Below are 22296 nucleotides of genomic sequence, written 5' to 3'. Positions count from 1 at the left end.
TCTATGCAGACCCCGTTATCCTACATACTTAGAAAACCTCAACAGATACACTCTGGATGAGGTAAAACTCATTTTTTAACAATACATAAAGTGTATTGTGTTTAATTTTCAGGGTTATGGGGAATCGATTCATGTTGTTAGGTCAACTAAATGCTGCGGCAAGTCCGCTATCGCAAGAGCAAGTACAGAAGCTGCAAGGTTTAGTGGCTGAACTTAATCCAATTCAACAAGCGTGGGTAAGTGGTTACTTAGCTGCTAATGCTAATTCAGCTGCGCTAGGAGCTCCTATTTCAGGCGCACAGGCTAATGGCGATTCTGCAGCACTAACTATTTTATATGGTTCGCAAACGGGTAATGCAAAAGGTGTTGCTACCAAAATGAAAGAGCAGGCCGAATCACGAGGCCTAGCAGTTAAATTGGTTAGCATGTCTGATTACAAACCAACAGCCCTGAAAAAAGAAAAGTTTTTAACTGTCGTTGTGTCTACTTATGGTGAGGGTGAGCCTCCTGAAGACGGTGAAACACTACATGAATTTTTAGCCACTAAAAAAGCGCTAAAACTAGACGATGTAAAAATAGCCGTTATTGGTTTGGGTGATTCTAGCTATGAGTTTTTCTGTCAAACAGCAAAAGACTTTGAAGAGCGCTTAAATAAACTTGGTGCACAAACTATATATCAACGTGCTGATTTAGATGTAGATTACGAAGATGAAGCTGCAACATGGATCGCCGGTGCACTTGATGCATTTGAGCCAGATTTAAAAGCGCAGCAAGGCGCCACTTCGGGGCAAGTAGGATCAATGCCATTTGGCGCACCAACGTCTGCAGCAAGCCAATACACAAAGCAAAACCCATTTGAAGCAGAGCTTTTAACAGTTCAAAAAATTACCGGTCGCGACTCAACCAAAGATGTACGCCACGTTGAAATTTCACTTGAAGGTTCAGACATTACTTATACACCAGGTGATTCATTAGGTGTGTACTTTTTAAATGACGATGTATTAGTTGATGAAGTACTTACACTCACTCAAATAGATGCAGCAAGCATTGTAAAAGTAGGTGATGAAGAGCTAAGCGTACGCGGCGCACTTATTGAAAAACTAGAGCTGACTCAGTCATACCCAGGTTTTGTAGAAAAATACGCAACAGCAACAGGTACGCCTGAATTATTAAAGCTTGTGGAAGATAAAGCTGCAATGCGTGCGTATATTGAACCTCGCCAGATATTTGATGTAATTCGCCAAAATCCAGCAAAAATTGATGCGCAAACATTAGTCGGTTGCCTACGTAAGCTGCAAGCTCGCTTGTACTCAATTGCATCTAGCCAAGCAGAGGTTGAAGACGAAGTGCATTTAACTCTAGGCTTAGTTGAGTTTGATGCGTTTGATAGTGAGCACTTAGGTGGTTGTTCGGGTTACTTAACTCGCCGAGCTGAAGAAGGCTGTAAAGTTAAAGTATTTAGCGAACATAACGACAATTTCCGCCTACCAACTAACGATGATACACCGGTGATCATGGTTGGCCCAGGTACGGGCATTGCGCCGTTCCGTGCATTTTTACAAGAGCGTGATGCGCGTGAAGCACAAGGCAAAAATTGGTTGTTTTTTGGTAACCCACATTTCACTCAAGACTTTTTATACCAAGTAGAAATACAGGGTTATTTAAAATCGGGCCTACTTAATAAAGTAGATGTTGCATTTAGCCGCGACCAAGCAGAAAAAGTATACGTGCAAGACAAGTTGCGCAGTAACAGTAAAGACGTGTTTGAATGGTTGGAAGCTGGCGCTCATTTTTACATTTGTGGTGATGCAAATCGCATGGCAAAAGATGTACACAGCGCCTTGGTCGATATCATCAAAGAAAACACAGGCAAGAGCAATGAAGACGCAGAGCAATATTTAAAAGATTTGCGTAGCGCAAACCGCTATCAGAAAGACGTGTATTAATCACGTTTCTTATTTTATTTAACAGCTAGCAGCCGTCACTGTAACAAATTTAGGATTTAAAATGAGCGAACAAGATAAAAACGTAAAACTTTCTGATAACGAACGTTTGAAAAGAGAAAGTAACTTTTTACGTGGCACCATAGAGCAAGATTTAAAAGACGAAATTACCGGTGGTTTTACTGCCGATAACTTTCAGTTAATACGTTTTCACGGTATGTACCAACAGGATGACCGTGATATACGTGGTGAGCGTGCTAAGCAAAAGCTAGAGCCGCTACATAATGTAATGTTACGTGCACGTATGCCTGGCGGTATTATTAAGCCAGAGCAGTGGTTAGCAATTGATAAGTTTGCTGATGAAAAAACAAGCTACGGCAGCATCCGTTTAACAACGCGTCAAACGTTTCAGTTTCATGGTGTGCTAAAGCCAAACATCAAAGGCATGCACCAAATGCTTGATAGCGTGGGCATAGACTCTATTGCTACCGCAGGTGATGTTAACCGTAATGTGCTTTGTACTACTAACCCAGTTGAGTCTGAGCTACATCAAGAGGCTTACGATTGGGCTACAAAGATTTCTGAACATTTATTACCAAAAACAAAAGCGTATGCCGAAATTTGGTTAAATGGCGAAAAAGCGCAAACCACGGAAGAGCCAATTTTAGGATCTAACTATTTACCGCGTAAGTTTAAAACAACGGTAACAATTCCGCCTAATAACGAAGTTGATGTGCATGCGAATGACTTAAACTTTGTGGCAATTGCTGATAACGGAAAGCTTGTTGGCTTTAACGTACTTGTTGGTGGTGGCCTTGCCATGACTCACGGTGATACGGCTACGTATCCGCGTAAGGCTGATGACTTTGGTTTTATACCGCTAGAAGATACCTTAAAAATTGCAGAGCATGTTGTATCTGTGCAGCGCGATTGGGGTAATCGTTCAAACCGTAAAAATGCAAAAACTAAATACACATTAGACCGTGTTGGCGTTGATGTATTTAAAGCAGAAGTTGAAAAGCGCTCAGGCGTTACGTTTGCACCAAGTCGCCCGTTTGAGTTTACTCATCGTGGCGACCGCATTGGTTGGGTTGAAGGCATTGATGGTAAGCACCACTTAACGCTATTTATTCAAAGTGGTCGTATTTTAGACTACCCAGGCAAGCCGCTTAAAACAGGTTGTCGTAAAATCGCAGAAGTTCACCAAGGTGATATGCGTATGACGGCAAACCAAAACTTAATTATTGCTGGCGTACCTGCAGATCAAAAAGCCGTGATTGAAGAGATTGCACGTAGCCATGGCCTGATTGACGACAAAGATTCGCAGCAGCGTAAAAATTCTATGGCGTGTGTTTCACTGCCAACGTGCCCACTTGCAATGGCCGAAGCAGAGCGTTACTTACCAAGCTTAGTAGAAAAAACTGAAGCATTACTTGCTAAGCACGGTATACCAGATGACAGCATTATTATGCGCGTTGTAGGTTGCCCTAACGGTTGTGGCCGCGCAATGCTCGCTGAAGCTGGTTTAGTAGGTAAAGGTCCTGGTAAGTACAACGTTTACTTAGGTGGTAATTTAGAAGGCACACGTATTCCTAAATTGTACCTTGAGAACGTAGGCGAAGATGTTTACCTAGACGCATTTGATAAGCTAATTGGCCAGTGGGCTAAAGAGCGCAACGACGGTGAGTGTTTTGGTGACTTTGTTATTCGCAAAGGCATTGTTGCTGAAGTAAAAGTATCAGTAACCGATTTTCACGCTTAATTAAATACCAGCGCTAAGCGCTGGTGAGGTTTGGAATTTACCATGAGTGAATTTAAAAACATTTTACAGCTAGATAAACAAAGCCAAGCGGCTATGTTAGCTGATGCTAATGGTTTACTAGCAAATATGAGCGCAGAGCAGCGCGTTGCGTGGGCGCTTGATAACTTACCTGATACGGCCTTTTTATCATCTAGCTTTGGTATTCAAGCAGCGGTAATGCTGCATCTAATGACCTCACAGCGTCCTGATATTCCTGTTGTATTAACCGATACAGGTTATTTGTTTCCTGAAACATATCAGTTTATTGAGCAAATGAGCGAGCGCTTATCACTTAATTTAAAGGTGTATAGAGCACAGCTTAGTCCTGCATGGCAGGAGGCTAAATTTGGTAAATTATGGGAGCAAGGCGAAGGTGGAATTAAGCAATATAATCAGCTTAATAAAGTAGAGCCAATGACCCGTGCGTTAAAAGAAATTGAAGCGGGTACTTGGTTTAGTGGCTTAAGACGCGATCAATCATCTACACGTGCAGATAAACAGTTTGTAGAAATTAGTCGTGGCACAGTTAAAGTGTACCCGATTATTGAATGGTCGAATCGCGATGTGTATCAGTATCTTACTAAGCATGACTTACCTTATCATCCATTATGGGAGCAAGGTTATGTGTCGATGGGAGATGTACACACTACGCGTAAATTAGAGCCGGGTATGACAGAAGAAGAAACTCGTTTCTTTGGTTTAAATCGTGAGTGTGGGTTACACATTGATGGCGATGGTATTTAACGCGGCACACGTATAGCTAAATCGAAAATAAAAATGCAGCTTCGGCTGCTTTTTTATTGTGAAAAAATTGCCGGATTAAGTATTTTTAATTAGACTCAAAGGATAAAGGATTAATTTAAAGCAGGAACGCTATGAAATACTTTGCCTATTTAGCAATATCAATCATGACTATTGCGCTCATATCTTTATTTTATTTAAAAAAGCCCGATGGTAAAACATGGCTTTCAGTGTCATCAATGAGTGACAAGTCGCATCATATTAAAGAAAAAATAGCGACGCTCACCGGTAATACATTTGATAATGCTGTACATAACGTAAAGCAAGCAAGCGAAAAAATAGTGAGCTCTACAGCCTCAAATAGTAAAATTTTTAAATGGCAAGATGACACAGGTCAATGGCATTTTTCAGACACGCCAAATCCGCATGCAAAAAGCATTGAGGTTAAACTCAATCCAAAAGATATTACAGTTATTGCCGCAGAAGATACGTCTATTTTAAATAACACTCCAAAAGTATCAAGTATGTCAGCAGCATCAGAAACAATAAGTATTTTAGATCCTGATTCTGTTCAAAAGTTATTTGAAGATGCAGGGAGCGTACAAGATAAACTTGAAAAACGTAACAAAGAAATTAATAGCTTAAGCGGTCTATAATAAAGCTAAGGTTTTTATAGACACGTCACGATAACGTTTCTCGGCTTCCATGAATAATATGGTTAAATATATCTTTGTCGAAGTGGCAATAGTACCCCTATAGCAATATATGCAGCCGCGACCATTATCCCCTTAATATCATGCTCAACAGTAAAGTAGCTCGATACAATTAATGTATGGCCAGTCACAAAAAGGCCTCCCTTTATTAAAAGGGAGGCCTTTGTTATTTTTAAAACATACTTTGCTTAATCGAGCATATTACGCAGTACATATTGTAAAATGCCGCCGTGTTTGTAGTAATCCCACTCTTTAGGGGTATCAATACGTACATCGGCACTTAAGCTAACTTTTTTACCTTCAGCATTGGTTGCAATAACGGTGACTTCATCGGTTTTATCATACAAGCCATCAATATCAAATTGCTCTTGCCCTGTTAACCCATGTGACTCGTAGCTTTCACCTTCTTTAAATTGCAGCGGTAATACACCCATACCAATTAAGTTAGAGCGATGAATTCGCTCATAGCTTTGCGCTACAACCGCTTTAACGCCTAATAAAAGAGAACCTTTAGCTGCCCAGTCGCGAGATGATCCCGTACCGTACTCTTTACCGGCCAAGATAATTAACGGAGTTCCGTTTTTTTGATACTCCATAGCTGCATCATAAATACTTGCTAAGTCATTTTCTGGCTGGGTACGTGTTACACCGCCTTCAGTTCCCGGTGCTAATAAGTTTTTAAGGCGAACGTTGGCGAAAGTACCGCGCATCATTACTTCGTGATTACCACGGCGTGAACCGTACGAGTTAAACTGGCCTTTATCTACGCCGTTTTTTTGCAGGTATAAACCTGCTGGTGCATCTGCTTTAATAGCGCCCGCCGGGGAAATATGGTCAGTGGTTACTGAATCCCCAAGCTTAGCTAGACAGCGCGCACCTTCAATCGTCGGAATGCCCGGTGGTTCTACTTTCATGCCATCAAAAAAGGGTGCTTTTTTAATGTAGGTTGATGCATCGTCCCAATCATAAAGTTTACCATCAGGTATTTGAATTTGCTGCCAGCGGCTGTCACCTTCATAAACGTTAGCGTAGCTTCTTGCGAACATTTCTTTAGTCACTGTTTCTTTAACTAAGTCACTAACCTCTTTAACGCTTGGCCAAATGTTTTTAAGGTAAATATCGTTGCCGTTAGGATCTTGAGCTAGAGGTTCGTTGTATACGTCAATATCTGTTCTACCTGCAATAGCGTATGCAACAACAAGCGGAGGAGACGCTAAAAAGTTCATCTTAACATCTTGGTGAATACGCCCTTCAAAGTTACGGTTACCCGATAAAATAGAGCTCACTACCAATTTATGTTTTTGAATCGCGTCTGATATTTCAGTTGCAAGTGGCCCTGAATTACCAATACACGTCGTACAGCCATAGCCAACTAAGTTAAAGCCTAGACTTTCTAGGTCACCCATCAAGCCTGCTTTTTCTAAGTAGTCGGTAACTACTTTAGAGCCAGGTGCAAGGGATGTTTTAACCCAAGGTTTTACATTAATACCTAATTGCTTCGCTTTTTTAGCGACCAAACCTGCGGCTAAAATTACACTCGGGTTCGAGGTGTTAGTACAACTGGTTATGGCGGCAATAACACATGCGCCATCGTTTAGCTCAAACTCTTGCCCTTTAAATTTAACTTTAGCGACGCCCATAAATTGCGCTTCATCAACAGGTTCATCGGGGTTTGTTGCCGGCCCTTCACTTTCGATACGAGCTTGTTCTTCATCGCTTTTATCACGACGAGCCATACGCTCATCTTGAAAGCCTTTTAAATGCTCGCTAATAACTTTGCCAGCCTCATTTAAGGCAATTCTGTCTTGAGGACGTTTAGGTCCTGCAAGGCTTGGTACAACATCATCTAATTTAAGCTCGAGTGTGTCGGTGTAATTAGCTTCGTCGCCATCGTTACGCCATAAGCCTTGGTGCTTAGCGTAATCTTCAATGAGTTTAAGTTGCTTCTCATCGCGGTTTGTTAAGCGAAGATAGTTAATAGTTTCATCATCAATCGGAAAAATACCACACGTAGCGCCGTACTCTGGTGCCATGTTAGCTATGGTTGCTCTATCAGCGAGTGGTAAATCGGCAAGACCGTCGCCATAAAACTCGACAAATTTACCCACTACACCATGATTACGTAATATCTCTGTTACTGTTAATACTAAATCAGTTGCGGTGGTCCCTTCAGGTAGGCGGCCGCTTAGCTTCATACCCACTACTTGTGGGATGAGTAAGCTAATTGGCTGCCCAAGCATTGCTGCTTCGGCTTCAATACCGCCTACACCCCAACCAAGCACACCTAAGCCATTAATCATGGTGGTGTGAGAGTCAGTCCCTACAAGCGTATCTGGGTAAGCGAATTTTTTGCCGTCGCGCTCTTCATTAAAAACAACGCGCGCTAAATATTCTAGGTTTACTTGGTGAACAATACCGGTTGCGGGTGGCACTACTTTTAAATTATCAAAAGCGGTTTGCCCCCAACGCAAAAATTCGTAACGTTCTTTATTTCGGTCGTATTCAAGCTTTGCATTTAAATCGAAAGCACCCTCGTTACCATAGCCATCTACCTGTACCGAATGGTCAATAACAAGTTCAGCAGGTGATAACGGATTTATTTTTGCAGGATCTCCGCCTAATTTTTCCATTGCGTCACGCATTGCGGCTAAATCTACAATAGCGGGTACGCCTGTAAAATCTTGCATAACAACACGAGCGGGGGTAAAGGCAACTTCAGATGCTGGTTTTGCTTGAGGATCCCAATTAAGCAGAGCTTGAATGTCTCGTTCTTTAATGTTTGCGCCATCTTCGTTACGAAGGAGGTTTTCGAGTAATACTTTTAAGGAAAAGGGCAATCGTTTTGCTTTGTCACCAAGTCCTTTTAGAGAATGAATATGGTATTGCTCACCATTAATTGTGAGCTGATGTTGGGTGTCGAAACTATTATTCATTATTTGCCCCTTTATGAATTATAAAAATATTTTGAAGAGTGACCTCTGTAGTGCTTGAGTTGCAAAGTACATACCAGCGTAAAAAACCATACTTAGAGAACGAAATTTATACAGTTACCAAGATAGAGATGATGCTGAAAACTTTATTTTCAAGGATGATTTAAAAGAGGGAGGGGGCCAAACGTTATTCGGCCCATACTGATACCTACTTGATTTAAAAAATGATCATTTTGTCGCATTAAATAGCGCACTCACTGCGTTAAAAATTATTTTTATAGAACAACTATATATCGTAATTTCGCCTCGTGATTACGCTATTTTCTTAGCGTTATAATAGCCCACTAATTTAATGCAATTGGTATAATTACTGTAACCAGCCTTGTTGCGTAACTTTAACACTCACACAAAGTAAAACCGGCCAAAAGTGCCTCTTAATACGGCAATAGTAAATGTAATGGTTAACTAAATAGGAATGTTAGAATGCGCAGCTTGTTGATTTATAGTTGGTTTAATTATCATCTTGGGAGTCATCATCTGCATAAAAATACAATAACGCCAAGTAAGTTCCATACGAGTTGACACCCATACAGCAGGTTTAAACCTATTGACAGGCATTTAACCACCTTATTTTTATTATTTACTAACATGCCCTAGGTTATTGAAGAGTAAAAAGGCCAACTATATAAGTTGGCCTTTTTATATAAAAAGAGGGGTTTTAAATACTTAACCAAATGAAATAGGACGACGTCCTGTTTTGTCATCTACTTTTGGCTTTTTAGTTCGCTTACGCTTACTTTTAGCAGGCTGAACTGTTGGTTGAGAGGCCGCCGGCTTTGGTTCAGTGTGAGTTTGTACAGCAGGTTTTTCTGCAGGGATTGCATCCGCACTTAGTGATAGTTGAAAAAACTCACCATCAAATTCTAACACATCACCACTGTATAATTTTTTCCGTTTAATTGTACAAATTTCATGGTTAACACCCACATAGCCTTCAGTTATTAGGTTTTTAGCTTGGCCGCCACCTTCAACTAAGTTTAGTACTTTTAATAATTTACAGAGCTCAATCGGCTCTTCTTCTAATTCTATTTCTATGTATTCTTCGTTCATATTTGCTCTCGGTGGGGTAACGCACAAGCTTTAGTATAAAGGCTTGCAGCTACTTTTGCACCAAAGCAAGTGACTTTAGCTAATTGTAATAGGTAAATAGTTATGAAAGTTTTTATGTATTTTGTCTGTCTTTAAAAAAACTGAAGCAATTGAAGGTTAAGCTTTGCAGCAGTTAATTTTACGTATGGCCTGCTAATTGCTAAAACTTTGGCGGAATAAATATTTTTCATTAAATGGAGTAGGAAATGGGCGTAAGATTAGCAATGAAAAAAGAGCTAATGGGATTAGATAATTCAGGTATGTTAACTGCTGACGATGTTAGAGAGCACCTTGCTAATTCTGTAAAAAAGCAAGCTGATCAAGGTGAGCGCGGTTTTTCTGTAATTTCAAAATTCAATGATACCCATAGCCGTTTAGTTAGTGGTGATGCCACGAGAAAAACAAAACTTGAATTTGAACGTCATCGTTTGTTTAAAGAAGTTTTATATACTCGCAAAAGTGTTGATGCTTGGTTAGATAGCCAAACAAATTAAATTGCCATAAATAGTTACCTTCAGTAGACTACAATTGTAATCAAAAAGGGGTAGCTATGAAAAATGGAATTTTAATATGTGTGTTGGCATTACTATTAGCTGCGTGCCAACAACCTACCGTGTATGTATTTAGTGAAAACTTGCAAGATGAACAGCGCAATCAGCTCGATGCTGCGCTAAAAGCACAATCGCTCCCTTATGAATATGTTGAGCTGGCAATTCCATCAGAGTTTAGTGAAGCCACATTACTCTTATCAAGTGACAAAATTTACCCAAAAGAGACTGAGAAGTTAGCTACTATTATGCAGGGGCTAGGTTACGAGCCACAAGTTAACTATTCAACGCGTTCAAATCATTTTTATGGTGATGGCAATATAGGATTTTATCTAAAAAATGCAGTGGCGGGTACAACCTTTGTTATGCCTAAAAAGTTACGAACAACTCAATGCAGCGAAGACAAGTACAATGATTTAGCGGTCAAATTTGCAAATGAACATGTTGAATTTACACTACCAAGTGGCGCAATAGTTAGGCTGAGTTGGGAGTATTTATATGGTTACGTTGTCATTTATTACAAAAATTATTCGCAAACATACAGTCACTCACGACCACTTATAAATACGCCCTTTGGCGCCAAACCATCCGATACTTACAGGTTTACAGCTCACGTTAATAACCCCAACTGGCTTGATTGCTCACTACAAATTGTTTATATGGACTGAGTGATAGAGTTAACCGTGGGTTTCTATATGCTCACTTAGTTTTGCAATTCGTTCGCTCATGCCCTCGATAATACGGTCTTTAATTTTTTCACGTATAACATTAGGTAAACGAGTCAATGCTTCAGGAGTTATAGCGAGTACGATAGTGTCGCTTTTAGCTTGGGCATTGGTACTTCTTTGTCTGTTACCAATAAAGGCGCCTTCACCTATAAATTCACCGGGCTCAATAGTACCTAGTTCTAATAAGTGATTATGCTTAAAGACTAAAAGGGCGCCACTTAGTACAATGTATAAATGTTTGTCGTTATCAAACTGCTTAAATAAAAATTGCTGTTGGTTAACTAAATACAACAGGCCAAACGATTCTAATAATATTTGACGTTCGTTGAGCGTAAACTCTTTAAAAAGTGTAGCCTGTTTATAATTTCCATTTGTTTGAATAATGGAATATGTTCGATTAGCTTCATCAATAACCAAATTTGTTAGACACGTTTAATTAGCTAATATTGCGCTCTTTTAACTTACGGGTCAACGTGTTGCGTCCCCAGCCAATTTTTATAGCTGCATCTTGTTTATGGCCAGAACAATTGGCGAGAGCTGTTTTTATTAGCCGAGTTTCTAGTTGTGCTTGAATATCGGGCCAAATATTTTCTTTGCCTTGTTTAAGTTCGTGGTTAAGCCATTGTTGAAATGCATCAAGCCAATCACCTTCCTCTTGAATTGGCGAGGCATCAAGGATCTCAGGTGGTAAATCTTGTTCTGTAACAAGTTCACCTGGCGCCATCACAGTAAGCCAACGACACGTATTTTCGAGCTGACGTACATTACCTGGCCAATTAAAGAGTTTAAGCTGCTCTGTTGCTTTAGGGCTGAGTACTTTGCTTTCTACTTGTAAGTCTTTAGCGCTTTTGTGCAAAAAATGTTGCGACAAGCGATCAATATCTTCAGTGCGCTCCCGAAGAGCTGGCAAGCGTAGGCGTACTACGTTTAAACGATGAAATAAATCATCCCTAAATTTACCTTGTTTAACTAAATCTTCCAGATTTTGATGCGTAGCTGCAATAATGCGTACATCCACCTTTATGCTTTGATGCCCGCCCACACGATAAAATTCACCATCGGCAAGCACGCGCAATAAACGTGTTTGCACATCAAGAGGCATATCACCAATTTCATCTAAAAAAAGCGTGCCGCCATTGGCTTGTTCAAAACGCCCTTTACGCACACTATCAGCGCCCGTAAATGCGCCTTTTTCGTGGCCAAATAATTCTGACTCAACAAGTTCTTTTGGAATTGCGGCCATGTTAAGTGCAATAAATTGATTTTCTTTACGTGGACTATGATTATGTAAGGCGCTGGCGACCAGTTCTTTGCCTGTGCCAGACTCACCATTTATTAATACACTCATGCTAGAGGCTGACAGTTTACCTATTGCTCTAAATACCTCTTGCATAGCGGGTGCTTCACCAATTATGTGTGCACTTTTAGGTGGGGCCTGCTTACGTTTAGTTTTTTTGTAGAGTTTGCTCTAAATGCACTTTCAACAAGAGCAACCGCTTCGTTTAAATCAAACGGTTTAGCTAAATACTCAAAAGCACCTTTTTGAAAGGCATTAACGGCCGAATCTAAATCTGAGTGCGCGGTCATTATAATAACCGGTAGCCCAGGGTTTTGCTCTGCAATAAGCTCAAGTAAAGCCATGCCATCCATGCCAGGCATTTTTACATCAGACACCAAAACAGCTGGTTGGCTAAACTTTAATGCACTTAATACATCTTGCGCATTAGCAAAGCTTTCCGTGTTAAACCCTGCTCGGGTAAGTGCCTTTTCAAGTACAAAGCGAATTGAGGCATCATCATCTACAAGCCAAACTGTTTTCATGCAAACTCCAAACATTAATCTGCAAAGGGCAGATAGATATTAAATTCAGTATGTCCAGGCCAGCTATCACATTCAATATAGCCGTCATGCTGATCAATAAGCGTTTGCGCAATAGAAAGTCCAAGTCCTGAACCACCTTCTTTATTGGTGATCATCGGGTAGAACAATGTTTCGCGTATGCTGTGGTCAATGCCTGGTCCGTTATCAGATATTTGGATCAACAAGGCTTTTTTAGGTGCTTTACCTGGGCGACGATGTTGATGGTTTATGCGGGTTTTTATTTTTATTTCACCGCCATCTACAAGCGCCTGTTGGGCATTTCGAACAATGTTTAATACCACTTGTTGTATCTTGCCTTGGTCAATATATACATCAGGAATACTCGGGTCATAATCCTTCACTAAGCCAATATTAGAACAATTATCTAACGTACTTAGCCTGACAACCGACTCTAGGGTTTGATGAATATTGCCATAAGACTTTTGCGGTAGCTGATTTGGCCCTAAGAGCCTATCTACTAATTCGCGCAATCTATCTGCTTGCTCAATGATAAGCTCAGCGCATTGGTCTCTTTCTTGTTGATCAACTTCATACTGCAATAACTGCGCCGCTCCGCGAATTCCACCTAAAGGATTTTTAATTTCGTGCGCTAAGCCACGAATTAAGTTTCGTGCAGCTTGATATTGATGCATTTGGTTTGATGCTTGGTCGTGCTTTATTTCATCATCTGTTTGGCGCCATTCTAATAATATATATAACGTGTCTTTAAATCTAAGCTGTCTTGAGCTGACTGCTACCTTGGCATGGCGAGAATCGCTAAAAACCACGTCAGCTCTATGTTGCTGGCAATCAACGCCATCAATTAATGAATACTGTTCAATACGTTTCAAATCAATAGAATGGTAATTAAAAAGGCTATCGAAAGGTTGATCTAACAAGCGTTTAGTACCAAGGCCAAGTAACTCACTCGTACTGGTATTAGCATAAACAACAGTAAATTTTTTATCGAGCAACATGACCGCTGTTGTTTGGTTTTGCCAGATAGCGTCAAGCAGTTCTGGGCTGAAAATTTCATTATTAATCATAGTTGCACCATTTTAGTGCGCTAATATTTGCAGGCAATTAATATCAATAAAATGCACTGCTGCGCCTCAGTTTTAAACTTAAATTTAGTTCTTGAATGTTATACCAATCTGCTTAATTAAGTGAGCTATTTTGAGGTATGAAAACCGTGTCGATAACAGGGCAAAAAATTCGTTATTTAGTTGTTCTATATCAGAAATTTTTAACACAGTTAGCGTCAAGCTTAAGCCCTCAAATTGATCAAGTATTATTGTGTATTGGTATTAAGCCCTTTCTGCGCATAAAAAACACATAAGGTTGGCTCACGGCAATAATTTGGTTTTTATTATTCAACAGCTTTACTTGCAATGTATGTTCACCGCGTTCAACATCTTTTATAGCAAAGGTTGAATCATGACTAGCAGGGCCATGTGTTTGACCATCAACAAACAGCTGTATTGTTAACCCACTTTCGAACCGTGGTGTTATACGGCTGGTAACATATACCGTGCCTGTATTTTCATGAATTGTTTGATTATGCTCTGGTGACAAAATAGCAATGTTAAACGCTGCTTTTTGGGGTTGAGGTTGGTTATTTAAAATATCAGTATTGGTCGCAGGCATTGTAAGGTGCTGACTTGTAAGCTTTACCTCCGTCGCGCCTTTGTGCGGTGTATCTGAGAACACTAACACGCCATTTTTATCTTCCCAAGCGTATATTTTTTTCAGCAGCATAGCCATAATTACTTAATCCTAAAGTAATTGTTAGTAATAAAATGTAATTATTCACTCGGCGGTCCTGCGTTTTAGAGTAACTTTACTCTAGTGGAGATTGCTTTGATTTACCATTAAAAAAGCCCGCAGAGCAGCGGGCTTGAGAACACACATGTTTTTTACAGCTTAATTAACAGCTGTAGTACATTTCAAACTCAACTGGGTGAGTTGTCATGTTAAGTTTTTCAACTTCTTTAGATTTAAGTGAGATATAAGCATCAATTAAATCATCAGTGAATACACCACCTTGAGTTAAGAATTCACGGTCTGCGCTAAGTGCAGATAGTGCTTCGTCAAGTGATGCTGCAACCGTTGGAATTTCTGCTGCTTCTTCAGCTGGTAAGTCGTATAAATCTTTATCCATAGCATCGCCAGGGTGGATCTTGTTTTTGATACCATCAAGGCCAGCCATAAGCATTGCTGAGAAAGCAAGGTATGGGTTAGCAGTTGGATCTGGGAAGCGTACTTCAATACGACGACCTTTTTCAGATGGAACCACTGGGATACGAATTGATGCAGAACGGTTACGTGCAGAGTATGCAAGCATAACTGGTGCTTCAAAACCTGGTACTAAACGCTTGTACGAGTTAGTAGAGGCATTTGCAAAAGCATTGATTGCTTTAGCATGCTTAATGATGCCGCCAATGTAGTAAAGTGCATCTTCAGAAAGACCGCCGTACTTATCACCAGCAAAAAGGTTTACACCATCTTTAGCAAGTGACTGGTGACAATGCATACCAGAGCCGTTATCACCAACAACTGGCTTAGGCATAAACGTTGCTGTTTTACCGTATAAGTGAGCCATGTTATGGATAACATATTTCATTTCTTGAATTTCATCCGCCTTTAATACCATTGTATTAAAGCGAGTAGCGATTTCGTTTTGACCTGCTGTTGCTACTTCGTGGTGATGTGCTTCTACTACTTGGCCCATTTCTTCTAGCACTAGACACGTAGCTGAACGCCAATCTTGGAAGTCATCAACTGGAGCAACTGGGAAGTAACCGCCTTTAACACCTGGACGGTGACCTGTGTTGCCATCTGCATATTCTTTATCTGAGTTCCAAGCAGCTTGCTTAGAATCAATTTTATACATAGAACCAGACATGTCTGATTTGTATTTAACATCATCAAATACGAAAAATTCTGGCTCTGGGCCAAATAACACAGTGTCTGCAATACCAGTTGAACGCATGTAATCTTCAGCACGCTTAGCAACTGAGCGTGGGTCACGTTCATAACCTTGAAGTGTTGAAGGTTCAACAACGTCACAACGAACAATTAGTGTTGTTTCTTCTGTGAAAGGGTCTAATTTGATAGAGTCTGCATCTGGTAATAAAACCATGTCTGACTCATTAATGCCTTTCCAACCAGCGATTGAAGAACCATCGAACATTTTACCGTCTTCGAAAAAATCTTCATCAACTTGATGATGAGGAATAGAAACATGTTGTTCTTTACCTTTAGTGTCAGTAAAGCGTAAATCAATGAACTTAACGTCATTTTCTTTAATAAAATCTAAAACCGATTGTGACATGTGTCCTCCAAGTGTGGGGTTTTGTTATTGCTGCATAATTGCTTTAGCATTTATTAAGCTGATTTTGTGCCATTTTTATAACTGCATGTTTATAAATTAAAAAAATAAGTTGTTATAAAATCCAGTATAGTGGTGCACTAGTTTGGTGCGTAAAATATCCCTTTTGGTGCAATATTTACACGGTGCAATTTGCTGATAATTTAATCGCTTAAAATTAGCATAAACTAAATGCAAAAGAGTACCAAAAAGATCGGAAAAATAGCCAAAATGGCTGTTTTTCGAAAAAATATCGAAATTTAATTCATATAATTGTCATATATAAAACAGATACTTAGTGAAAGTATTGAGAAAGTTTTAAAATTTGTATTGGATAAACTTTCATCCATGTCATTAATGAGGGATAATATGCGCCCTTTTAAATCCTATGCTTGGACATCTCGTGAAAACGCAGATGAGTGCGTAGATCTTGCAGGATCATTGAGAATTTAATTTCTCTGAGTAAATATATGAGCATCGAAAAGTTAAGAAATATAGCGATTATCGCGCACGTTGACCACGGTAAAACAACACTGGTTGACAAACTACTTGAGCAATCAGGTACATTAGAAACACGCGGCGGTAACGAAGAGCGCGTGATGGACTCAAACGACATTGAGAAAGAACGTGGTATTACCATTTTGGCTAAAAACACAGCCATCTCTTGGAACGACTACCATATCAATATCGTAGATACTCCGGGACACGCCGATTTCGGTGGTGAAGTTGAACGCGTACTTTCGATGGCTGACTCAGTATTATTACTTGTTGATGCTCAAGAAGGTCCAATGCCACAAACGCGTTTCGTTACGCAAAAGGCATTCGCGCAAGGCTTAAAGCCAATCGTAGTTATCAATAAAATTGATAAGCCAGGTTCACGTCCTGATTGGGTTATGGATCAAATCTTTGATTTATTCGACAACCTTGGCGCAACTGACGAACAGTTAGACTTTAAAGTAATCTACGCTTCAGCAATCAACGGCTGGGCAACACTAGATTTAGACGAGCCATCAGAGAACATGGAACCTATGTTCAAGATGATCGTTGAAGAAGTATCACCACCGGATGCAGATCCTGAAGGTGACTTCCAAATGCAAATTTCTCAACTAGATTACAACTCTTATGTTGGTGTAGTTGGTATTGGTCGTATTAAACGTGGTTCTGTTGCTCCTAACCAACAAGTTACTATTATCAGTGCTGATGGCACTACACGTAATGGTAAAATTGGCGCAGTACAAAGCTACCTAGGTCTTGAACGTATCGAAACTGATAGAGCTTACGCTGGTAACATCGTAACTGTAACAGGTATTGGTGAGCTTAAGATTTCTGACACAGTTTGTTTCCCAGGAAACGTTGAAGCATTACCACCACTAAGTGTTGATGAGCCAACTGTAACAATGACATTCTCTGTAAATAACTCACCTTTCTGTGGTAAAGAAGGTAAGTTTGTAACGTCACGTAATATCCGTGAGCGTTTAGACAAAGAATTAGTACACAACGTAGCACTTCGCGTTGAAGATACTGCTAGCCCAGATAGCTTCCGTGTTTCTGGTCGTGGTGAATTACACCTAGGTATCTTAATCGAAAACATGCGTCGTGAAGGTTACGAGCTTTCAGTTTCTCGTCCAGAAGTTATCTTACGTACTGTAGATGGCGTTCTAGAAGAACCGTTTGAAACAGTGACTATTGACTGTCAAGACGAGCATCAAGGTTCTGTTATGGAACAAGTTGGCCTACGTAAAGGTGAACTTACTAACATGACTCCAGATGGCAAAGGCCGTATGCGTTTAGACTTCATGATCCCTAGCCGTGGTTTAATTGGTTTCCAAACTGATTTTATGACGCTTACTTCGGGTTCTGGTCTTATGTACCATACGTTCGATCATTACGGTCCTCACAAAGGTGGCGACATCGGTGTTCGTAAGAACGGCGTAATGATTGCAAACGCAACTGGTAAAGCACTTACTAACGCATTATTCAACTTACAAGAGCGCGGCCGTTTATTCATCGGTCACGGTGTTGAAGTATACGAAGGTATGGTTATCGGTATTCATAACCGTGATAACGACCTTACAGTTAACGCCCTTAAAGGCAAACAGTTAACTAACGTACGTGCATCTGGTACTGATGAAGCGCAAACGCTTTCTCCACACCTTAACTACTCACTTGAGCAAGCGCTTGAGTTCATCGATGATGACGAGCTAGTTGAAGTTACTCCACTAAACATTCGTATTCGTAAAAAACACCTTACAGAAAACGAACGTAAACGTGCGGGTCGTGCACCTAAAGCATAATCACCTTATTTTAATGAAGTGATTTTAAAAGCCGCTGTATTGAAAAATACAGCGGCTTTTTTGTGTTTGGTGGGTTGGTAAAGATAGGTTATCGTTCTATTTTAGTGTTCAGTATGAAATATTTATTGTTTTCATTATTATATGCTGGTAAAGATTGAGTATATTTTTAAGTAGCTATGGAAGTAGAAACCAAGCTATCAACGCGAGGGACTTAGTTAATGCCGAAAATAGTTCAATGGAATGACATAAGAGAAGATTATCATCAGGGAAGCCTGTTGTTGGGCAATGGAGCAAGTATAGCTGTTAATACATGTTTTAATTACCATTCTTTGTATGAAGAGGCTGTAGCACGTAAATATATAACACCAGAAGTGAAAGCTGTATTTGAAAAGTTTGATGTTAAAGACTTTGAGTTGGTATTAAGGCGTTTATGGCAGGCGATGCTTGTGAATGAGGCGCTAGAATTACCACATGGTGAGGTTGAGGAAGCTTATGAATGTGTTCGCCAAGCACTTATTCAAACCGTCCGATCAACACATGCATCATATGATGATGCAAGTTCACATTTAGAACCAATCTACTTATTTATGAAACATTTTGATAAAGTTATTTCTCTTAACTACGACCTTATTGTTTATTGGGCAGCGCAATACGGAAATAGAAATTTAGGAACGTGGTTTAAGGACTGTTTTCAAAATGGAGAATTTCGAAATGACTGGGAAGTATTAGAAAAACCATATAAATCTCAAGGAGCTACATTATATTTTTATCCACACGGGAACCTAGTTTTGTATCGTAGTGGCTTTTCTAGTGAGCGGAAAATTTCAACTCGTAATCAAAATAGTAATTTACTGGAGACTATTCTTTTGAAATGGAAGCAGGAAAATTTAGCCCCAGCTTTTGTATGCGAAGGAACTAAAAATAATAAGTTAGAAGCGATTTCAAGCTGTAATTATTTTGAGCGTATTTTCTATGAAGTTTTACCTTCACTTAGTTCAACTTTGGTGGTTTATGGCTGGGGATTCGGTGATCAAGACGAGCATATTATAATGCAAATTAAAAAATCTAAGGTTCGCAAGGTTGCTGTATCTATTTTCGAAAACGATCAAGTGTTAGTAAGCAAGATTAAACTAAAGCTCGCTTCTTTAAGCTTAGAAGAGTTATGTTTTTTTGACTCTACGAGTACTGGCTGTTGGAATAAGCCTGATGAGAACGAAGCTGAAGAAGAAATCCCTGGTGAAATGATATTATTATCAAACGAATCGATTAAAGCCGTTAAAGTTATTAAAAGTTACGTAAAAAACTGATAAATAGGACACATTTTACTTTTAGTGAATTGCGGAATTTAATTTTGCCAAATGTAAAAAACCGATAGCGCAAAGCCCTGTGTTTGTTGGTAGGGTATTTTTTCGTTGGGTTTCGCTGCGCTCAACCCAACCTACGTGTTCAATTATTTTATTGGTAGTTACTTACTTTTTAGGGAGTAGGGTGATTTTGCCAAATACGTCTGCATCTATAAAACCACGGTTTCTGTCGCCATTTACTGGTTGTACTTCGTGTGAGCCCATAAAGTGCTCGCGCACGTCGCTGCCATCGTTATCGCAATACGCTAGCATAAAGCCGATTACTTGCTTTTCGCTAAGTGTAATAGGGGTGTTTTTAGCCCCTTCTTTATAATCATTAGGGTAGAGTTTTATCGCTACTTCCCAGGTGATGTTAAAGGGCGCGGTGGTGTTGCGCTTCCAGTTACTGACTAGGTGGTCGGTGTACAAATGGGCTTTTTTATCAGGTCCGTAATCGGCGGCTTGGTTATCAAGGCCAATATGGTACGCCAATGCGGTGTGATTAAATTGATGGTTACCGCCCGATGCATCGCTATCAATAAATACTTCAAGCGCATCGTCATCCCAATATTTATAGGTTGGATCTGCGTGTGTATCTATTAGAACATCATCCACAATATCGGCTTGTAGGTATAAATAGTTTTGATCCCACAATAAACGATAACGCCCTTTAAAGTCGGCATCGTTTGATGGCAGTGTGCCATCCATTAGATAAGGCATGTCGTGCCAAGCGGCTTTATCCCATGCGCTTTCTGATACGCCATCAACAGTAATTGGAGTTGATGTATGCTCAACATCAATAGCCATTGCTGGCGTGCTTAATAAAAAGCTTAAGGCGAGTGCTAATTTTTTCATTAATTTCTCAATCTTATTATGTATTTTTATTGATGTAACACCATCTTAAAGTAGCTAAGTGATTAGTTACAGTGAAATACTTTCGCCTTCGTTTAAAATATACAGCGGTGTTTTAGCATCCATTTTTTTAACCATGTGCAATAAGCGCAGCAAGGCTGAATGAGTGCTGTGGTCGCCCATTTTCCAGCTAGAGTTGCCGTATCCAAAAGGGATCATTACTTTACAGTTAAGCTCTTGCGCTGCGCTTAGTGCATCTTCTGGTGTGGTATGCACGTAACGGTACCAGTTAGGATCGTCTTTACTGTAGTAAGAAGCGATTGGCATTAAGCAAATATCGATATCGCCGTATTTTTGCTGTATGTCTTTAAAATGTTTTGAGTAGCCTGTATCGCCTGCAAAAAATAAGGTGCTACCGTTTTGTTCAAGTAACCAGCCATTCCAAAGGTCTTTATCGTGATCTTCGTAAATAAAAGGCACTGAAATACGACTGCTAAAGTGATGTGCAGGTACGCCATGAATTGCTAAATCGTCAATACTCGTTTTTGCATACCAGGCCATTTCGCTAATGTTAAATCCACCTGTTGGGAAGTTATCAGCCATTCCCAGTGGCGTTAAGTAGCGTGGTTTGTTACCTATTTCTGCTATATCTGCTTTATTAAAATGATCATAATGAAGGTGAGAATATATAACGGCATCTAAATTAGTTAGTTCGCTGTTAGTTAGCCAGTCACCGGGCTTACGATAAAACCCTGAGGCAAGTTTAAAGGCTAAATCAACAGGGGAGTCGAACTGCTCTTTTACAGGATCAAACACCACTTGCTGCCCGTTTGGTGTGCTGATCATAAACCCTGCATGGCCAAGCCAGCGAACAGTGTATCCGGTATTTAATTTTGGAGTTACTTGCCCAGCAATATATTGGCAGTTTTCACTTCCTTCTTCACATTGCAAATGAGTGTTGCTTGGATAGCAGTCATTTTCACAACTAATAGGGTACGTTTTTTTGCCTGGGTATAGATTATGGTAGCGCCCTTCGCGATCACCATCTTTATGTAGTGGTACTACAGTATCAGGCCCTGCGATTCTTTCTATGTGATTAGCAGTTCCGCAAGCGGTTAGTAAGCTAGAGATAGCCAAAAGAGTTAAGATACTTATTTTCATTGTAGTTTTTTATTTTAATTCTAATTTTATGAAAGTGTACCAAAAACGTTAGATTAATAAGTGGTTAAAAAGTAACAAAAAGTAAAAATAAGTAAGCCTGCGAAATTGCAGGCTTACTTTTGTTTGTTTGTAATATATTAGTTAGCCTGCGCTATTCATTTGTTCAATAAATTTGTTTGAATCGGCAATCGATTTGTTCATGTCATTCATTAACACTTGTATGTCGCGTTTAAGGTTAGTGAATTCGCCTTTAATAGCCGATACCGCTTGTGCGTTTAAGTTATGCTTTAAATATAAAACATTATCGTGAAGCGACGTTAATACTGGCTCCATTTTACTCTCTGCGCTGCGCATCGAGCGTAATAGCTGTTCAAATTGACGCTTAGTCGCGGTTAGCTTTTTGCTGCTTTCACGCTTAAGTGATGCGCTTTTGTATTGCTCTAGCTCATCGCTCCACTCATCAAAAAGTGCTTCTGCTACGTCTTCTACTTTATTGATGTTAGTTGATACTTCGTTTGCGGCTTTTAAGCTCGACTCGTAATCGTCGTTTAATTGATTGTAAGTGTCTTGTAGTTCGCCACCATTAAAATCGATTAGAGTAGTTAAGCGCTCTAGTGCCGATTTAAATTCTTCTTGAGACTCTTGCTGCGAGTCTTTGGTTTCTTCTACGCGATCGATAAGGATGTCGCGTTTGTGAATACCTACTTTTTCCATTGCAGAGTAATAAGCTGTTTGGCAACCTGACAAAGTAAGTGTTAGTACAAGCATTGAAACACTAAGTAATGTTTGTTTTTTCATCTGAATTCCTGTTTACGCGTGTTAGTGCTGTAAATTATGGCGCTGATTGTTATTATAATCAAAAC

General features: G+C 39.8%; 15 protein-coding genes and 3 pseudogenes. 8 read left to right on the top strand and 10 right to left on the bottom strand.

Going from position 1 to position 22296, the window contains the following annotated elements; genetic code table 11:
* Positions 1–131 precede the first annotated feature (131 nt).
* The 4 genes from P4S71_RS07765 to P4S71_RS07750 all read left to right on the top strand — a co-directional run bounded on the left by P4S71_RS07765 (position 132) and on the right by P4S71_RS07750 (position 5141).
* Complete coding sequence (locus P4S71_RS07765) at positions 132–1946, top strand: assimilatory sulfite reductase (NADPH) flavoprotein subunit (protein WP_337150406.1); 1815 nt, start codon at positions 132–134, stop codon at positions 1944–1946.
* A gap of 61 nt (positions 1947–2007) precedes the next feature.
* Positions 2008–3705 (top strand): assimilatory sulfite reductase (NADPH) hemoprotein subunit, encoded by a 1698-nt coding sequence (cysI, locus tag P4S71_RS07760; protein ID WP_337150405.1) that lies wholly within the window; start codon positions 2008–2010, stop codon positions 3703–3705.
* A 42-nt stretch (positions 3706–3747) separates the two neighbouring features.
* The gene (locus tag P4S71_RS07755) at positions 3748–4488 is read left to right on the top strand and encodes a phosphoadenylyl-sulfate reductase (RefSeq protein WP_033029261.1); all 741 of its coding nucleotides are present in this window, start codon (positions 3748–3750) and stop codon (positions 4486–4488) included.
* 131 nt (positions 4489–4619) lie between these two features.
* Entirely contained in the window at positions 4620–5141 is a 522-nt protein-coding gene (locus tag P4S71_RS07750) for a DUF4124 domain-containing protein (protein ID WP_007376199.1), read from the top strand.
* Positions 5142–5386: 245 nt separating this feature from the next.
* On the opposite strand, the gene acnA is transcribed toward P4S71_RS07750, so the two are convergent.
* Together acnA and P4S71_RS07740 are read right to left on the bottom strand one after the other, a co-directional pair.
* Entirely contained in the window at positions 5387–8131 is a 2745-nt protein-coding gene (gene acnA, locus P4S71_RS07745; protein WP_096793936.1) for an aconitate hydratase AcnA, read from the bottom strand.
* A 723-nt stretch (positions 8132–8854) separates the two neighbouring features.
* On the bottom strand, positions 8855–9238 hold the full coding sequence (locus tag P4S71_RS07740) for an RNA-binding S4 domain-containing protein (RefSeq protein WP_337119578.1): 384 nt from the start codon (positions 9236–9238) through the stop codon (positions 8855–8857).
* A 245-nt stretch (positions 9239–9483) separates the two neighbouring features.
* On the opposite strand from P4S71_RS07740, the gene P4S71_RS07735 reads away from it, so the two are divergent.
* Together P4S71_RS07735 and P4S71_RS07730 are read left to right on the top strand one after the other, a co-directional pair.
* A complete protein-coding gene (locus P4S71_RS07735) occupies positions 9484–9771 on the top strand; it encodes a hypothetical protein (protein WP_154903741.1) in 288 nt (95 codons plus the stop codon).
* Positions 9772–9827: 56 nt separating this feature from the next.
* Complete coding sequence (locus P4S71_RS07730; RefSeq protein WP_096793935.1) at positions 9828–10493, top strand: hypothetical protein; 666 nt, start codon at positions 9828–9830, stop codon at positions 10491–10493.
* A 9-nt stretch (positions 10494–10502) separates the two neighbouring features.
* Here the strand turns inward: P4S71_RS07730 and P4S71_RS07725 are convergent.
* From P4S71_RS07725 to glnA, 5 genes and pseudogenes are all read right to left on the bottom strand, one after another.
* Positions 10503–10960 (bottom strand): annotated as a pseudogene (locus P4S71_RS07725) (Crp/Fnr family transcriptional regulator).
* A gap of 29 nt (positions 10961–10989) precedes the next feature.
* Positions 10990–12374 (bottom strand): annotated as a pseudogene (gene ntrC / locus P4S71_RS07720) (nitrogen regulation protein NR(I)).
* A 14-nt stretch (positions 12375–12388) separates the two neighbouring features.
* Positions 12389–13459 carry a nitrogen regulation protein NR(II) gene (glnL, locus tag P4S71_RS07715; protein WP_337150403.1) on the bottom strand — a complete coding sequence of 357 codons (1071 nt, stop codon included), beginning with the start codon at positions 13457–13459 and terminating at the stop codon, positions 12389–12391.
* 238 nt (positions 13460–13697) lie between these two features.
* Positions 13698–14226 (bottom strand): annotated as a pseudogene (locus tag P4S71_RS07710) (DUF4124 domain-containing protein).
* A gap of 114 nt (positions 14227–14340) precedes the next feature.
* Positions 14341–15747: a glutamate--ammonia ligase gene (glnA, locus tag P4S71_RS07705; RefSeq protein ID WP_007376208.1), complete on the bottom strand. Its 1407-nt coding sequence runs from the start codon at positions 15745–15747 to the stop codon at positions 14341–14343.
* Positions 15748–16253: 506 nt separating this feature from the next.
* Here glnA and typA point away from each other — a divergent pair.
* Together typA and P4S71_RS07695 are read left to right on the top strand one after the other, a co-directional pair.
* Complete coding sequence (gene typA, locus P4S71_RS07700; RefSeq protein ID WP_096793932.1) at positions 16254–18077, top strand: translational GTPase TypA; 1824 nt, start codon at positions 16254–16256, stop codon at positions 18075–18077.
* A 218-nt stretch (positions 18078–18295) separates the two neighbouring features.
* On the top strand, positions 18296–19384 hold the full coding sequence (locus tag P4S71_RS07695) for a DUF4917 family protein (RefSeq protein WP_096793931.1): 1089 nt from the start codon (positions 18296–18298) through the stop codon (positions 19382–19384).
* Positions 19385–19546: 162 nt separating this feature from the next.
* Here P4S71_RS07695 and P4S71_RS07690 read toward each other — a convergent pair whose 3' ends face one another.
* The 3 genes from P4S71_RS07690 to P4S71_RS07680 all read right to left on the bottom strand — a co-directional run bounded on the left by P4S71_RS07690 (position 19547) and on the right by P4S71_RS07680 (position 22231).
* Positions 19547–20275, bottom strand: a complete 729-nt coding sequence (locus tag P4S71_RS07690; protein WP_096793930.1) for a CBM9 family sugar-binding protein — start codon at positions 20273–20275, stop codon at positions 19547–19549.
* 66 nt (positions 20276–20341) lie between these two features.
* Positions 20342–21433, bottom strand: a complete 1092-nt coding sequence (locus tag P4S71_RS07685) for an MBL fold metallo-hydrolase (RefSeq protein ID WP_096793929.1) — start codon at positions 21431–21433, stop codon at positions 20342–20344.
* A gap of 141 nt (positions 21434–21574) precedes the next feature.
* Positions 21575–22231, bottom strand: coding sequence for a DUF2959 domain-containing protein (locus P4S71_RS07680; RefSeq protein ID WP_007376214.1), 657 nt, complete (start codon positions 22229–22231; stop codon positions 21575–21577).
* Between the last annotated feature and the right edge of the window lie 65 nt (positions 22232–22296).

The sequence above is a fragment of the Pseudoalteromonas sp. B62 genome (assembly GCF_037162565.1).
GTDB classification, from domain to species: domain Bacteria; phylum Pseudomonadota; class Gammaproteobacteria; order Enterobacterales; family Alteromonadaceae; genus Pseudoalteromonas; species Pseudoalteromonas fuliginea.
Note: the sequence above shows the minus strand (reverse complement) of the source record. Positions and strands in the feature narration are given on the sequence as shown.

What these genes read in the sequence shown, in the direction of transcription:
- P4S71_RS07765 (WP_337150406.1), top strand. Translation starts at nt 132, where the DNA reads ATGTTGTTAGGTCAACTAAATGCTGCGGCAAGTCCGCTATCGCAAGAG.
- cysI (WP_337150405.1), top strand. Translation starts at nt 2,008, where the DNA reads ATGAGCGAACAAGATAAAAACGTAAAACTTTCTGATAACGAACGTTTG.
- P4S71_RS07755 (WP_033029261.1), top strand. Translation starts at nt 3,748, where the DNA reads ATGAGTGAATTTAAAAACATTTTACAGCTAGATAAACAAAGCCAAGCG.
- P4S71_RS07750 (WP_007376199.1), top strand. Translation starts at nt 4,620, where the DNA reads ATGAAATACTTTGCCTATTTAGCAATATCAATCATGACTATTGCGCTC.
- acnA (WP_096793936.1), bottom strand. Translation starts at nt 8,131, where the DNA reads ATGAATAATAGTTTCGACACCCAACATCAGCTCACAATTAATGGTGAG.
- P4S71_RS07740 (WP_337119578.1), bottom strand. Translation starts at nt 9,238, where the DNA reads ATGAACGAAGAATACATAGAAATAGAATTAGAAGAAGAGCCGATTGAG.
- P4S71_RS07735 (WP_154903741.1), top strand. Translation starts at nt 9,484, where the DNA reads ATGGGCGTAAGATTAGCAATGAAAAAAGAGCTAATGGGATTAGATAAT.
- P4S71_RS07730 (WP_096793935.1), top strand. Translation starts at nt 9,828, where the DNA reads ATGAAAAATGGAATTTTAATATGTGTGTTGGCATTACTATTAGCTGCG.
- glnL (WP_337150403.1), bottom strand. Translation starts at nt 13,459, where the DNA reads ATGATTAATAATGAAATTTTCAGCCCAGAACTGCTTGACGCTATCTGG.
- glnA (WP_007376208.1), bottom strand. Translation starts at nt 15,747, where the DNA reads ATGTCACAATCGGTTTTAGATTTTATTAAAGAAAATGACGTTAAGTTC.
- typA (WP_096793932.1), top strand. Translation starts at nt 16,254, where the DNA reads ATGAGCATCGAAAAGTTAAGAAATATAGCGATTATCGCGCACGTTGAC.
- P4S71_RS07695 (WP_096793931.1), top strand. Translation starts at nt 18,296, where the DNA reads ATGCCGAAAATAGTTCAATGGAATGACATAAGAGAAGATTATCATCAG.
- P4S71_RS07690 (WP_096793930.1), bottom strand. Translation starts at nt 20,275, where the DNA reads ATGAAAAAATTAGCACTCGCCTTAAGCTTTTTATTAAGCACGCCAGCA.
- P4S71_RS07685 (WP_096793929.1), bottom strand. Translation starts at nt 21,433, where the DNA reads ATGAAAATAAGTATCTTAACTCTTTTGGCTATCTCTAGCTTACTAACC.
- P4S71_RS07680 (WP_007376214.1), bottom strand. Translation starts at nt 22,231, where the DNA reads ATGAAAAAACAAACATTACTTAGTGTTTCAATGCTTGTACTAACACTT.